General features: G+C 65.8%; 11 protein-coding genes, 1 tRNA gene and 1 pseudogene. 11 read left to right on the forward strand and 2 right to left on the reverse strand.

From position 1 onward, the window contains the following. Positions 1 to 13: 13 nt before the first annotated feature. The 11 genes from A7V84_RS03965 to A7V84_RS04015 all read left to right on the forward strand — a co-directional run bounded on the left by A7V84_RS03965 (position 14) and on the right by A7V84_RS04015 (position 12505). The gene (locus A7V84_RS03965) at positions 14 to 823 is read left to right on the forward strand and encodes a M48 family metallopeptidase (protein ID WP_101604953.1); all 810 of its coding nucleotides are present in this window, start codon (positions 14 to 16) and stop codon (positions 821 to 823) included. 175 nt (positions 824 to 998) lie between these two features. Then, positions 999 to 2306, forward strand: a complete 1308-nt coding sequence (locus A7V84_RS03970; RefSeq protein ID WP_063492460.1) for an MFS transporter — start codon at positions 999 to 1001, stop codon at positions 2304 to 2306. Positions 2307 to 2452: 146 nt separating this feature from the next. Then, positions 2453 to 3856, forward strand: coding sequence for a 3-isopropylmalate dehydratase large subunit (gene leuC, locus A7V84_RS03975; RefSeq protein ID WP_025512458.1), 1404 nt, complete (start codon positions 2453 to 2455; stop codon positions 3854 to 3856). A 13-nt stretch (positions 3857 to 3869) separates the two neighbouring features. Beyond that, positions 3870 to 4520, forward strand: a complete 651-nt coding sequence (leuD, locus tag A7V84_RS03980) for a 3-isopropylmalate dehydratase small subunit (RefSeq protein WP_063492459.1) — start codon at positions 3870 to 3872, stop codon at positions 4518 to 4520. Between the two features lie 80 nt (positions 4521 to 4600). After that, complete coding sequence (leuB, locus tag A7V84_RS03985) at positions 4601 to 5677, forward strand: 3-isopropylmalate dehydrogenase (protein ID WP_025512455.1); 1077 nt, start codon at positions 4601 to 4603, stop codon at positions 5675 to 5677. Positions 5678 to 5818: 141 nt separating this feature from the next. Then, positions 5819 to 6949 (forward strand): aspartate-semialdehyde dehydrogenase, encoded by a 1131-nt coding sequence (asd, locus tag A7V84_RS03990; RefSeq protein ID WP_025512454.1) that lies wholly within the window; start codon positions 5819 to 5821, stop codon positions 6947 to 6949. Positions 6950 to 7173: 224 nt separating this feature from the next. Then, positions 7174 to 8790 carry a type IV pilus assembly protein FimV gene (locus A7V84_RS03995; protein ID WP_231940081.1) on the forward strand — a complete coding sequence of 539 codons (1617 nt, stop codon included), beginning with the start codon at positions 7174 to 7176 and terminating at the stop codon, positions 8788 to 8790. A gap of 12 nt (positions 8791 to 8802) precedes the next feature. Further along, a complete protein-coding gene (truA, locus tag A7V84_RS04000) occupies positions 8803 to 9609 on the forward strand; it encodes a tRNA pseudouridine(38-40) synthase TruA (RefSeq protein ID WP_025512452.1) in 807 nt (268 codons plus the stop codon). Positions 9610 to 9839: 230 nt separating this feature from the next. Continuing rightward, positions 9840 to 10505, forward strand: a complete 666-nt coding sequence (locus A7V84_RS04005; RefSeq protein WP_063492457.1) for a phosphoribosylanthranilate isomerase — start codon at positions 9840 to 9842, stop codon at positions 10503 to 10505. Positions 10506 to 10606: 101 nt separating this feature from the next. Then, positions 10607 to 10683: transfer RNA gene (locus A7V84_RS04010), tRNA-Val, on the forward strand. A gap of 289 nt (positions 10684 to 10972) precedes the next feature. Beyond that, positions 10973 to 12505, forward strand: coding sequence for a GGDEF domain-containing protein (locus A7V84_RS04015; protein ID WP_231886788.1), 1533 nt, complete (start codon positions 10973 to 10975; stop codon positions 12503 to 12505). Here A7V84_RS04015 and A7V84_RS21615 read toward each other — a convergent pair. Both A7V84_RS21615 and A7V84_RS21620 read right to left on the reverse strand, forming a co-directional pair. Then, entirely contained in the window at positions 12502 to 13272 is a 771-nt protein-coding gene (locus A7V84_RS21615) for an SGNH hydrolase domain-containing protein (RefSeq protein WP_231940199.1), read from the reverse strand. The two genes, A7V84_RS04015 and A7V84_RS21615, sit on opposite strands and share 4 nt — an antisense overlap. Before the next feature lie 195 nt (positions 13273 to 13467). Then, positions 13468 to 14463, reverse strand: a pseudogene (locus A7V84_RS21620) (acyltransferase family protein); the annotation flags it as partial. Between the last annotated feature and the right edge of the window lie 4 nt (positions 14464 to 14467).

Consider the following 14467-nt stretch of genomic DNA (forward strand, 5'->3'; position numbering starts at 1 on the left):
CATCATGTCCAGGATGCTTGCCCGGATTCCTGCGTACTTGCTGGCTGCTGCGCTGGCCGGTTGTGCCGGGATCAGTACGACGCAATCCGGTGCGGTCGGCGTCGACCGCAAGCAGTATGTGTCCGGGCTGGTGCCGCAGGCCCAGCTTGAACAGGAGGCGCGCAAACAGTACCAGGCGGTGCTGAATCAGGCGCGCAGCCAGGGCAGGCTGGACCGCGATGCGGCCCAGCTCCAGCGCATCAAGTCCATTACCCAACGCCTGGTCGCGCAGGTGCCGGTGTTTCGCGGCGATGCCCGCGACTGGGACTGGGAAGTTCACCTGATCAGCGAGGACGAGGTGAACGCCTGGTGCATGCCGGGTGGCAAGATGGCGGTCTATTCAGGGCTGATCCAGCGCATCCAGCCGACGGATGATGAACTGGCCGCAGTACTGGGGCACGAGATCGCGCATGCCTTGCGCGAACATGCGCGCGAGCGGGTTTCCCAGCAGATGGCCGCGCAGCTCGGACTGACCGTGCTGTCCATCCTCACGGGCTCGCAACGGGCCACGGACCTCGGGTCCAACCTCAGCCAGGTAATGTTTACGCTGCCCAACAGTCGTTCGCACGAGAGCGAGGCCGACCTGATCGGGGTGGAGCTGGCCGCGCGGGCGGGCTATGACCCGCGTGCCGCTGTCACGCTGTGGCAGAAAATGGGTGCGGCTCAGGGTGCGCAGGCGCCTCCCGAGTTCCTTTCCACCCATCCCTCGGCCGCCACGCGTATTGGCGATCTGCAACAGGCGGCGCAGCGCGTCATGCCGCTATACGAGCAGTCGCGGCGCTGACGCCGCGTAGCCAGGAGGCCTGAGGGCCGCACAGCCGTGCGCGGTTGCGGCTCTGATCCGAATCCCTTGTTTCCTTCCGTTTTCCGCCGCCAGGTGGCGCTTCGTGGCGCACGGCGGCGGCGTTTGTCGTGTGTTTTCTTGTCCGGCACAGGATGGCCGGTGTTTCGAGGTTGTTATGTTGTGGCATTTGCTGGCCCCTGCGCTGGCACCCCTGCTGGGGCTGTTCATCGTCTGCATCGGCAGCGGTTTTCTTTCTTCCCTGACGACGTTGCGCCTGGATGCGGACGGTGTGTCGGCCACGATGATCGGCGCGGTGTCTTCCGCGTATTTCATCGGTCTGGCCCTGGGAGCCTTGTTCAACGACCGCCTGACTGTGCGCATCGGGCATATCCGCGCCTACAGCAGTTTTGCCTCCATGATCGCGGTCACGGCATTGCTGCAGGGGCTGGTTTCGGATCCGTGGGCATGGTTCTTTTTCCGCTTGCTGGGCGGGTGGGCCACGGTCGGGGTGTTTCTGGTGGTCGAGAGCTGGTTGCTGATGGCAGCCGACTCGGCCATGCGCGGGCGCTTGCTGGCGTTCTACATGATCGCGCTGTATGGCTCGGGGGTGGCCGGGCAGGCGGCGCTGGGCGCCATCGCCGGCTGGGGTGAGGCCGCGCCCTTCATGGTGGCTGGCATGCTGGCCTCGCTGTCGGTGTTGCCGATGGTGATCCTGCCGCGAGGCGGCCCGGTGGTCGAGCGGGTCGAGCCCCTGTCGCCGCGCAATCTGCTGCGGCTGACGCCCACCGGGGTCGTGGGTTGCTTCGGGTCCGGGCTGGCGATCGCCGCGGTGTATACCTTGCTGCCGCTGTATCTGCAGCGCATCGGCATGGAGATCGGCGAGGTTGGCGCCATGATGGCCTGGACCATCCTGGGGGCGATGGTGCTGCAATACCCGGTGGGGCGTTGGTCGGACCGGCATGATCGCCAGCGCGTGCTGATCGCGCTGGGGCTGGCCTGCACGGTGCTCTCGGCCATCATTCTGATGCTGCCGGCCGGCTCGTCCTGGCTGGCAGGCATGCTGTTTCTGTTGGGCGGCGGCATTTTCGCGGTATATCCGGTGGCGGTCAGCCATGCGGCCGACCGGGCGCCGGCCGGTGCGCTGGTACGCATGATCCAGGGTCTGTTGCTGATCAACTCGCTGGGCTCGGTGGTGAGCCCGTTGATGATCTCGCCCATGATGAGCGAACTGGGGCCGGGCGGACTGTTCTGGGCTTTTGTCCTGATCAATGCGGGCATGGTGTTGTTGTTCCTGCGCCGCCGCCAGGAACGCCCGGCCCCGGTCCCGGTGGCGCCGTTCGCGGCGGCCTCGCAGATGACGCCGACCGGCGTGGAACTGCGCGTCACCGAGGATCTGGTGCAGGGCGCGCTCGATCACGAGGCGGCCGAGGATTTGTCTGGCCTGGTGCCTCCCCCGGCGGGGGCGGCGCCTTCCGAAACCTGAGATGGGTGGCGGCGTACGGTGCAGGGGGGTAGTGCTTGTACTAGGATAATTGCTTAAGTTGTACTAGCTTTATCGCATGGGCATAATCGCTGCATGCCGCCGGATCTTGTGATCGAAAGCGGTTCGCCTACCTTCAGAGCGCACTCATGGCCCAGACTCTTTACGACAAACTCTGGAACGACCACGTCGTTCATCAAGAGGCAGACGGTACCTGTCTGCTCTATATCGACCGCCACCTGCTGCACGAGGTGACCAGCCCGCAGGCCTTCGAGGGCCTGTCGCTTGCCGGGCGCAAGCCCTGGCGCGTCGCTGCCAACCTGGCGGTGGCCGATCACAACGTGCCGACCCTCAACCGCGCGCAGGGAATCGAAGACCCGATCTCGCGCCTGCAGGTCGACACGCTGGACGCGAACTGCGACAAGTACGGCATTACCGAATTCCGCATGAATGACCTGCGCCAGGGCATCGTGCACGTGATCGGGCCGGAGCAGGGCGCGACCCTGCCCGGCATGACGGTGGTCTGCGGCGACTCGCACACCAGCACGCACGGCGCGATGGGCGCGCTGGCATTCGGCATCGGCACGTCCGAAGTCGAGCACGTGCTGGCGACGCAGACGCTCTTGATGAAAAAAGCCAAGAGCATGCTGATCAATGTCGAGGGCGAATTGTCTTTCGGCTGCACCGCCAAGGATGTGGTGCTGCACATCATCGGCATCATCGGCACGGCAGGCGGCACCGGCCACGCCATCGAGTTCGCCGGCAGCGCCATCCGCGGGCTGTCGATGGAAGGGCGCATGACGGTCTGTAATATGGCCATCGAGGCCGGCGCGCGTTCCGGCATGGTGGCCGTCGACGACAAGACCATCGACTATTTCCGCGGCCGCCCGTTCTCGCCGGTGGGCGCGGCCTGGGATCAGGCCGTGGCGTACTGGCGCACCCTGCATTCCGATCCGGGCGCCAAGTTCGATCAGGTGATCCAGGTCCGGGCCGAAGACATCAAGCCGCAGGTCACCTGGGGCACGTCGCCCGAGATGGTGTTGCCGGTCGACAGCCGCGTACCCGATCCCGACCGCGAGAAAGACGACGTCAAGCGCAGCGGCATGGAGCGCGCGCTGGAGTACATGGGCCTCAAGCCCAACACGCCCCTGACCGACATCCGCATCGACCGGGTGTTCATCGGCTCGTGCACCAACTCGCGTATCGAAGACCTGCGCGAAGCCGCAGCGGTGGCGCGCGGCAAACGCGTGGCCTCCAATGTGCGCCAGGCCATGGTGGTGCCGGGTTCGGGCCTGGTCAAGCAACAGGCCGAGCGCGAAGGGCTGGACAAGATCTTCATCGACGCCGGCTTCGAGTGGCGCGAGCCGGGGTGCTCCATGTGTCTGGCCATGAACGCCGACCGCCTGGAGCCGGGCGAGCGTTGCGCCTCGACCTCCAATCGCAACTTCGAAGGTCGCCAGGGCCAGGGCGGGCGCACCCACCTGGTCAGCCCGGCCATGGCTGCCGCCGCTGCGGTGGCGGGTCATTTCGTCGACGTGCGCAGCTATCGCTGAGCAGGGGAATCACATGCAAGCATTTACCTTTCACGAAGGCCTGGTCGCGCCGCTGGATCGCGAGAACGTCGACACCGACCTCATCATCCCGAAGCAGTTCCTGAAGTCGATCAAGCGCTCGGGTTTCGGTCCCAACCTGTTCGATGAGCTGCGCTACCTGGATCATGGCGAGCCGGGCATGGATAACAGCAAGCGTCCGCTGAACCCGGACTTCGTGCTGAACCAGCCGCGCTACCAGGAGGCCTCGGTGTTGCTGGCGCGCAAGAACTTCGGCTGCGGCTCCAGCCGCGAGCACGCGCCCTGGGCTTTGCAACAGTATGGTTTTCGCGCCATCATCGCGCCGTCGTACGCCGATATCTTCTTCAACAACAGTTTCAAGAACGGCCTGTTGCCCATCATCCTGAACGAGCTCGAAGTCGCGCGCCTGTTCGATGAGGTCAAGGCTTTTCCGGGCTACAAGCTCAAGATCGATCTGGAGCGCCAGGTGGTGATCGGCGCCGACGGTCGCGAACTGGGTTTCGAGATCGACGAGTTCCGCAAGTACTGCCTGCTCAACGGCTTTGACGATATCGGTCTGACGCTGCGCCAGGCCGACAAGATCCGGGCCTTCGAGGCCGAGCGCCTGGCGCGTCACCCGTGGCTGGAAAGCCGCCCGGTGGCCTGATCCGCGACGGACCTTCCATCAGCCATACCTTTCCGGGCATCGTGTGATGCCCGGCACTTATTCGATACACAGGAATTGCCATGACTCAGACTATCGCCGTCCTGCCGGGCGACGGCATCGGCCCGGAAATCGTTGAACAGGCGGTGCGCGTGCTCAAGGCCCTGGACCTGCCGCTGGAGCTGGTCGAGGCCAAGGTGGGCGGGGCTGCCTTCGACGAGTTCGAGCATCCGCTGCCGCCGGCCACGCTGGAGCTGGCCAAGCGCTCGCGCGCGGTGCTGTTTGGCGCCGTGGGCGACTGGAAGTACGACAGCCTGCCGCGCGAGTTCCGCCCCGAGCAGGCCATCCTGGGTCTGCGCAAGGCCCTGCAGCTGTTCGCCAACCTGCGTCCGGCCATCCTGTATCCGGAGCTGGCCGGCGCTTCGTCGCTGAAGCCGGAAATCGTGTCCGGCCTGGATATCCTCATCATCCGTGAACTGACCGGCGATATTTACTTTGGCACGCCGCGCGGCGTGCGCAGTGCGCCGGACGGCGCCTTCGCCGGCGAGCGCGAGGGCTTCGACACCATGCGCTATGCCGAGTCCGAGGTGCGTCGCATCGCGCGCGTGGGCTTCGAGACCGCCCGCAAGCGCGGCAAGAAGCTGTGCAGCGTGGACAAGGCCAACGTGCTGGAGACGTCGCAGTTCTGGCGCGATCTGGTCATCGAGACGGCGCGCGATTACCCGGACGTGGAGTTGTCGCATATGTATGTCGACAACGCCGCCATGCAGCTGGTGCGCAACCCGCGCCAGTTCGACGTGATCGTCACCGGCAACCTGTTCGGTGACATCCTGTCCGATGAAGCTGCCATGCTGACCGGCTCCATCGGCATGCTGCCCTCGGCCTCGCTCAATGCCGATGGCCAGGGTCTGTACGAGCCCAGCCATGGCTCGGCGCCTGACATCGCCGGCCAGAACCTGGCCAATCCGCTGGCCACCATCCTGTCGGCCGCCATGCTGCTGCGCTATTCGCTCGATCAGGCGGCTCAGGCGGATCGGATCGAGGCCGCAGTGCGCAAGGTGCTGGCCGATGGCCTGCGTACGCCCGACCTGTACGAGGAAGGCACCACCAAGGTGAGCACCTCGCAGATGGGCGATGCCGTGCTCAAGGCGCTGGCCTGAGTGCTTCCCGCCAGCCGGATGCCCGGCATCGCGGCTGGCGGACCCATATTGTTTGAATGCGTTGCAGCATCGCGGCGCGCATTCTGATAAATTCTTGCCCTTACCCCGTTTTTTTACTCCAGACCCCTAAAGAGCCCTGAAATGACGCAAGCCGTAGGCCTCGTCGGTTGGCGCGGAATGGTCGGTTCTGTCCTCATGCAGCGTATGCGTGAAGAGAACGACTTCGCACTGATCGATCCCGTGTTCTTCTCCACCAGCAATGCCGGTGGTGCCGCGCCCACTTGGGCCGATGGCGCCGGCCCGCTGCAAGATGCAAACGATATCGAGGCCCTCAAAAAACTGCCGATTATCGTGACCGCGCAGGGCGGCGATTACACCAGCGCGGTGTATCCCAAGCTGCGCGCGGCAGGCTGGAACGGCATCTGGATCGACGCGGCCAGCACCCTGCGCATGGCCGATGACGCCATCATCGTGCTGGATCCGGTCAACCGTCCGGTGATCGACGCCGCCCTGAAGCGCGGCGTGCGTAATTTCGTGGGCGGCAACTGCACCGTCAGCTGCATGCTGATGGGCCTGGCCGGCCTGTTCAACAACGACCTGGTCGACTGGATGACCTCCATGACCTACCAGGCTGCCTCGGGCGGCGGCGCGCAGCACATGCGCGAGCTGCTGACCCAGTTCGGCCTGCTGAACGAGGCGGTCCGCCCCTTGCTGGACAACCCCGCTGCGGCCATCCTGGATATCGATCGTGGCATCCTGGCCAAGCAAAAGGATCCGGGCCTGCCGCGTGAGCACTTCGGCGTGCCGCTGGGCGGCAACCTGATTCCCTGGATCGACAAGGACCTGGGCAACGGGATGTCGCGCGAAGAGTGGAAGGCCGAGGCCGAGACCAACAAGATCCTGGGTCGCGGCGAAGCCTTCGGCACCGCTCCCACGCCGATCGACGGTCTGTGCGTGCGCATCGGCGCCATGCGCTGCCACAGTCAGGCGCTGACCATCAAGCTCAAGCGCGATGTGCCGCTGGACGAAATCGAGGACATGATCGCCGCCGGCACGCAGTGGGCCAAGGTCGTGCCCAATACCCGCGAAGCCACGGTCGAGCAGCTGACGCCGGTGGCTGTCACGGGGACGCTGGATATTCCCGTCGGCCGTCTGCGCAAGTTGTCCATGGGCTCGCAGTATCTGGGCGCCTTCACCGTGGGCGACCAGCTGCTGTGGGGCGCGGCCGAGCCGTTGCGCCGCATGCTGCGCATTGCGCTGTCCGAGGCTTGAGGCGAGCTCCGCCTCTGCAATCGAAAGGCACCGGAAGGTGCCTTTCTTTTTTCGGCGCAGTCCGGCTGTTTGCCTCGCGCCTGGCAAGGCAGAGCCAGGAATCGGTTTGGTTTATCAATCGGGCCCGATCCATTACACTTTTCACCAGCCTTGCCTTGGTTCAGAACACGGAGTCCCCCCTTATGCGTTCGTCCTCGCGCCACTCGCGGCCCCGTTGCTTTGCATTGAATCCCCGCCGTCAGATGCTGGCGCTGGCCTTGGTGGCGGGTCTTGCGCCGGGCGTCTGGACGGATGCGCAGGCCGCGCGTCTGGGCCATGCCCGCGTGGTGTCGGCCCCGGGCGAGCCCTTGAGGATCGCCTTGCCGGTGCTGGATATCACGCCGGATGAAGCGCAGGGCCTGCAGTGGTCGCTGGCCGAGCCCGACGCCTGGCAGAGCGCCGGCCTGACGCCGCCGGCGCCGTTGGCCACGCTGCGCCTGCAGGAGCAGCCGCAGTCGGATCCCAGTCGCCGGCAATTGATCCTGAGCGCGCCTGAACCCCTGCAGCAACCCTCCGCCGATGTGTTGCTGGCGCTGCGCACGCCTGCCGGACAGCGTCTGCTGCAGGTGACGGTGATGGTGCCGCGCAGCGAGCTGAACGTGCGGCCGGCGCAACTGGGGCGTGCGGCCGCCGCCCCGACCAGTGTGCCCGCCGGCGCCAGCATCCGGGTGCGGCAGGGCGATACGCTGTACGGCATCGCGCAGCGCAACCAGGTGGCAGGGGCCAATATTCATCAGATGCTGGTGGCCTTGTGGCGCGCCAATCCGAATGCCTTCAGCGGCGACAACATGAGCCGCCTGAAGGCGGGCGCGCGCCTGACCCTGCCGGATGCGCAGACGGTCCGCGCCATCGACCCGGCCGAGGCGCGTCGGATCTATATCGAACATGTCGAGGCCTATGCACGCTATCGCGCCGGCCTGGGGCAGGCCGCGGGCGGCGCGCGCGTGGCTGGCGGGTCGGCTGCCGCCGGCAAGGTTTCGGGCGCGGATACGCCGGCTGGCGCCAGTCTGGAGTCGGCCCAGGACAGGCTGCGCCTGTCTGGCGCGGCGGGCAACGATGCCCGAGGCGATGCGCGTACGTCGCAGGCGCGCGAGCTGGCCGATGCCAGCGGTCGCGTGGGCGAATTGGAGTCCAACGTACAGGCCTTGAAAGAAGCCGGGCAGGGCGCCAGCGCGCCGGTCGGCAGCGATGGCGAGCGCGCCGCAGCCGGTCAGGCTGCCGGCGCCGCTGCGGCGGCCATGGCGGGTGCATCGCCCGGTTCGGCCGGCGCGCCTGCGAATGAAGCGGCGACGGCATCTTCGGACTCCGGTTCGGCGGCCGGCACTGCCAAGGCCGCGACGGCCGCCGGCGGCGCCGCAGCAGGCCCGGCGCCGGCTGGCGGCGCTGCAGCGGCTGCCGGCGGTGTTGCCGCCGCAGGCAGCGCGACAGCCGGCCCGTCACGCGCGGCAACCGTGCCCGGTGCCGCCGAAAGCGCCGCCGATGCCCGGCCGGCCAAGGCGCCGGCATCCCAAGGCGCCGAAAGCAGCCTGCCGGCCTGGCTGGCCAATAATCTGCTGATCATCGTTACGGGCATCCTGGCCTTGCTGGTCCTGATCATTGCCTTTGCGCTGCGCCGTGCGGGGCAGCGTCGCGGCGACGACACCGAGAACAGCGACGACACGGATGAGCCCGAGGACACCGACGACGGCGATGATCCGCCGCGTGCCGGCCCCGCCCTGGACGAGGCCGCGCTGGCCAGGCGCCTGGAGTCCATCAACCTGGATCTGGATGCGCCGTCTTCGGACACGGCGCGTCGACCCTGACAATATTTTTTCATGACGCGAATTGCATTGGGGCTGTCTTATGACGGCTCAGCCTGGCAGGGTTGGCAGACTCAGCCGCACGGACAGACCGTGCAAGACACGCTGGAGGCCGCCTTGGGGCAGTTCGCCGGCACGGGCCAGCCCCTGGCCACGACTTGCGCCGGGCGCACCGATACCGGTGTGCATGCCGCGATGCAGGTGGTGCATCTGGACACCGACCTGCAGCGTCGTGACGAATCCTGGGTGCGCGGGGTCAACGCCTTTCTGCCGCCCAGTATCAGCGTGCATTGGGCTCAGCCTGTCAGCGAGGCGTTCCACGCCCGCTTCGCGGCCGAGTCGCGCAGTTACGTCTATCTGTTGTGGCGTGGCCGCGTCCGTCCCGCGCTCTGGGCGGGGCGGGCCGGTTGGTGTTTCCAGCCGCTGGATGTGGCAGCGATGCAGCAGGCGGCGCAGGCATTGCTGGGCGAGCATGACTTTTCCAGCTTTCGCTCGTCGCAGTGCCAGGCGAAGCACCCGGTGCGCACCTTGCAACGGCTGGACATCGTCGAGAGAGGCCCGTTTCTGGTCTTCTCGCTGACGGCCAATGCCTTCCTGCACCATATGGTGCGCAACATCATGGGCGCGCTGTTGCAGATCGGGCAGGGGCGCGAGCCGGTGGCGTGGATGGCCGAGGTGCTGGGGGCGCGCGATCGTCGCCAGGCTGCCCCCACCTTTGCGCCTGATGGCCTCTACCTGGCTTCGGTGGCGTATCCGGCGACCTTCGGCCTGCCCGGCCTGGACAGCGCCGCCGGACAGTTGGCGCCGTTTCTGGCGGAATGATCCAGGGCAGCGTTTTTTTTCTTTTTCTCGACGCTGTCTCTGCCCCCCTGCAAGGCGCGAGAGGCGGGCCGCTGCCATCGCGCGCCCCTGGGGGGCGTTAGAATCCTCGCTGGCGCGCCGGCGCGACCATCGCGGATGGCAGGACGCCCGGCGGGGCATCAATACCGATGGCGGCGCTGCAGGACAGCATCCCGGCGCCGCTATGACATGACATGCTGCAAGGAGTGGAAATGGCAGTCCGAACCCGCGTGAAAATATGCGGCCTGACGCGCGAGGCCGATATCGACCAGGCGGTGCAGGCCGGCGCCGATGCCATCGGCTTTGTGTGTTTCGCGGGCAGCAAGCGCTATGTCGATCCGGCACGCGCGGCCGAGTTGCGCCGGCGTGTGCCGGCTTTCGTGAGCGTGGTGGCGCTCTTCGTCAATCCGACGCCGCAAGCGGTCAGGCAGGTGCAGCAGGACGTCGCCCCCGACCTCCTGCAGTTCCATGGCGACGAGAGTCCTTCGGAATGCCGCCGTTATGGGCAGCGCTATCTGCGTGCGTTCCGGGTCGGCGCGCCCGGCCTGGACAGCGCCACCTCGCTGGCTGCGGCATGCGCCGATTACGACGATGCGGCCGGCTGGCTGTTCGACAGCTACAGCGCGGGCTTTGGCGGCAGCGGACAGGGCTTTGACCACCGTCTGCTGGCCGATGTGCTGCGCGACCCTCGGGCCCGCCCCCTGGTGCTGGCTGGCGGTCTGCACGCAGACAATCTGGGCGGTGCGCTCGCGCAGGTGCGACCCTGGGCCGTCGATGTCAGCAGCGGCGTGGAAAGCGCGCCGGGCCTGAAAGACGCGGCCAAGCTCGCCGCTTTCTTCGATGGCATAAAAAAATTCGACCACGACTTGCACATCTGAAAAAACCTCTATATAATTCTTTTTCTTCGCTGCACGAACACAGCAACGCAAACAAAGCCACACGGCAGCGTTTGAAAACTGCAGGATTCGTCAGGCGCTGAAGGCGGTTAGCTCAGATGGTTAGAGCGCTACGTTGACATCGTAGAGGTCGTTGGTTCGATTCCAATACCGCCTACCAGATACCTTGCAAGTGCTGCCAAGCACGGCAAAGAAAACCCCCGGATTGATTATCCGGGGGTTTTTTCATTTCCGGGCGCCGGTCATGGTTGATGACCACGATTGCTGATGTCGGACCAAGATATCAATCCCTTTTCATGCCTTCCGCGGGCCTATGAAAGCACCCGCTGCCTCCTATAATCCGCATTTTGTCGGATAGCATTGCGGTAAATGCGCGGGGGCCCCGGGGGATCATGAGTTCGGAAAGTCTGTATGCCCACCTTGCGTCAAAGGTGAATCTGCGAAAGCTGGTGACATCACTCGCTTTGCTGAGCGCCCTGGTCGCAGTGTTGAATACTTTCGTCGCTTCGTATCGGGTGCAGCGGCATCAATTGATGCATGCGACCCTGGAGGCCAATCGTACCTATGCGGCCAAGCTGGCCCAGAGTACCGACAGCTTTCTGAAGTCGGCCTTGCGCGAATTGCAGGTCAGTGCAGGCGTCATCGCGGGTTTGATCAGCGATGAGGAGGCCTTGCAGAAAGAGGCGCACCGCGTACGGTTGCAGAATGAGAGTTTCAATTCTGTGGTGGTGGTCGATGATACCGGCCTGGTCCTGGCCACCTCGCCCGATGTGCTGAACATCCGGGGCAAGCAGCTGGTATCCGCTGCCAATGAACAGGCCCTGCGCCAGCGCGCGCCAATGATCAGCGATCCTTTTGTTTCCTTGGCGGGCAATTATCTGATCAATATCTCGCAGCCTATCGTGTCCGAAGAAGGACATTATCTCGGCTATGTGAGCGGCACCATTTATCTCAAGGAGGAGAACGTCCTCGGCTCCCTGTTGGGCGAGCATTATTACCAGGACGGCTCTTCGCTGTACGTGGTGGATCGCAGCGGACGCATTCTCTACCATCCGGACCGCCGGCGCATCGGTGAGCGGGTTGCGGGGAACATGGCCATTCAGTCGGTCATGCGCGGCGAGTCGGGCGCGCAGCAGATCCTGAACAGCCAGGGGGTCGAGATGCTGGCAGGGTATGCCCATGTGCCGGCCAATGGCTGGGGCATCATCAGCCAACGGCCGCTGGCCTCGACGCTCGCCCCCTTGAGCGGCCTGATGCGGGATGTGCTGCTGCATACCACCCCGTTGGCCTTGATTTCCCTGATCGTGATCTGGCTGTGCGCGCGCGAGATTTCCCGCCCGCTCTGGTTGCTGGCGCGTTATGTGCGCGGTAGCGACACCGGTGGCGCCTTGGGGAGGGTGGCCAGCGTGCGGCCGTGGTATTTCGAGGTGGCCAGCCTGAAGCAGGCGGTGCTCTCCAGCCTGTTTGCCTCGCAGGCCAAGATAGAACGCCTGTCCAGGGACAGTTCGACCGATCCGCTGACAGGGGTGCTCAATCGGCGCGGCCTGGACGAACGATATGGCCTGCTGCGGGCGGCACAACTGCCAGGAGCATTGCTGGCCCTGGACCTGGATCGTTTCAAGCGCATCAACGACACCTTCGGACATGACACCGGCGATCTGGTGCTCAAGGCCTTTGCCGACATCCTGCAAATGACTTCGCGCGAGGCCGATGTGGTGGCGCGGGTGGGCGGCGAAGAGTTCGTGGTTCTGCTGCCGGGGGCCGATCTGAGTGTCGCCTTGTCAGCGGCCGAGCGGATCCGAGAGCGCGTGGCGGCCCATGACATGCCGGCTTCGGTGGGGCAGGTGACGGTGTCCATCGGCGTGACCGTCTGGCCGGCGGGCATCCATGCGCTGCGCGAACTGCAGATTCAGGCGGACAAGGCGCTCTACGAAGCCAAGGATTCGGGCCGCAACTGCGTGCGGGCGTATACGTCCGCCTAGCGCAGGGCGGCCTCGAGCGTCTGGCGCAGTTGCCGGGCTGCCGGGTCGGTCAGGTGGTGGCGATCGCGATAGAGGGTCTGGCCGTCGCGGGCGACCACGCAGCCCTGTGCGTCGCACAGCAGGTCTGCCGGATCCAGCAATTGGAAACCATAGCGGGCCTGCAGCCTGCGCAATACGGTTTCAACCTGCTGCTGGCGCGCCCGATGCTGCGCCAGCGCAGGTCCGGTGGCGGCTGCGCCTGCATGGCTGATGCTCTGCAGCGTTTGCGTCAATGGCGTCTTGTCAGAGTCCAGTTCCGGCACGTCGAGCAGGATGCTGATCTGCCGGCCCGGGCGCGCCAGGCGATCCAGCGTGCGCGTCAGGCCAGCCTCCAGAATGGACTCGCCCGCCTGCCGCGCCACACCCTCCATTTCCTTGAAGCTGTCGTCGGCATCGACCCAATAGCCCGCCAGGACGATGCGATCGATGTCGGATCGCGCGAGATAGTCGATCGCGGCTTCGGTGATGGCGCGGCATTCCGGGCGAGTCGGAGGGATGGCATCCAGCAAGGGCGTACAGCTCGAGTAGGTCAGGGCGATGCCGGGCAGGTCAAGTTCGTGCGCCAGCTGGTCGGCGCCGGCGGTCCACATGCGGGCGTGCGAGTCACCCAGCAGCGCAAAGACGGCAGGCCCTTCGCCAGCGGGCCCCAGGGTGCATCCTCCTTGGCCGGCGCGTACCTGCGCCGGATCGGGTCGTCCTTCGCACGCAATCCCTGGCGCCCGGGTCATGTCGCGATCCAGTTGCTGCAGGGCCGGCGGCAGGATCTGCGCCCAGGGCCGCCCGGTGGTGGCGATGCGCTGGGTGAGCGCGCCTGCGCCAAAGCACAGCAACAGCGCAAGTACCGCCACACCCAGCACGCGATTGTCCGGCAGGCCCGGACGCCCGTGGCGCAGGGGCTGTTCGATGAAGCGCCAGGACAACCACGACACCAGCAGGATGAGCGCCAGCAGCACAGCCAGGGGCAGGGCCGGCATGCCATACGCCTGCCAGCCGGCCGAACGCAGCATGACCAGCAGCGGCCAGTGCCACAGGTACATCGAATAGGAAAGCAGGCCGATGAATACCAGGGGCCGCCAGGCCAGCAAGCGGCTGACGGCGCTGGGTCGCGAGCCGCTGCCGGCATAGATGATCAGCAGCGCGCCTACGCTTGGCAGCGCGGCGTGCAGGCCGGGGAAAGGCGTGCGGGCGGTGTACAGGAAGATCGCCCATAGAATCATCGCCAGGCCGCTTGCACCGGCCAGCTCCGCTACCCAGGGGCGGGCGGGTCGCCCGCCGCCGGCTGCGACGCGACAGGCCAGCAGGCCGCCCAGCAAGAGCTCCCAGGCACGCGGCGGCAGGGTGTAGAAAGCCGCCGCCGGATCGCGCGCCATCAGCCACAGGCTGCAGGCTGCGCTGGCGATGGCAAGCAGCAGCAATAGCGCCTGCGGGCTGCGTGCGCGCGCTTTCCAGTGCCACAGCGCCAGCAGTGCAGGGATGATGAGGTAGAACTGTTCTTCGACAGCCAGCGACTATGTGTGCAACAGCGGCTGAGTGGCCAGGGCGTTCTGTTGCCAGTAGTCGTTTTGCGTATGCCAGAACAGGTGATTGGAAAAAAAGTAGGCGATCTTCTCCGTTGCCCGGCCGGCCTCGCGCAGTTCGCCCGGCAGCAGCAGGAAGAAACCCGCCACCAGGGTGACCAGCACCATCGCCAGCAGTGCGGGGAAGATGCGCCGTACGCGGCGGGTATAGAAATGGCGCAGCGAAAACCGATCTTGGGCGAAATCCGCCAGCAACAGGCGCGTGATGAGGTAGCCCGAGATCACCAGGAATACGTCCACGCCAACGAAGCCGCCGCTGAAGGCCTGCACATCGGCATGAAACAGCACTACGGGGACAACGGCGAGGGCACGCAGGCCGTCAACATCCGGGCGGTACTTCATGGCA

The organism is Bordetella trematum, from assembly GCF_900078335.1.
Lineage (GTDB): Bacteria > Pseudomonadota > Gammaproteobacteria > Burkholderiales > Burkholderiaceae_B > Bordetella > Bordetella trematum.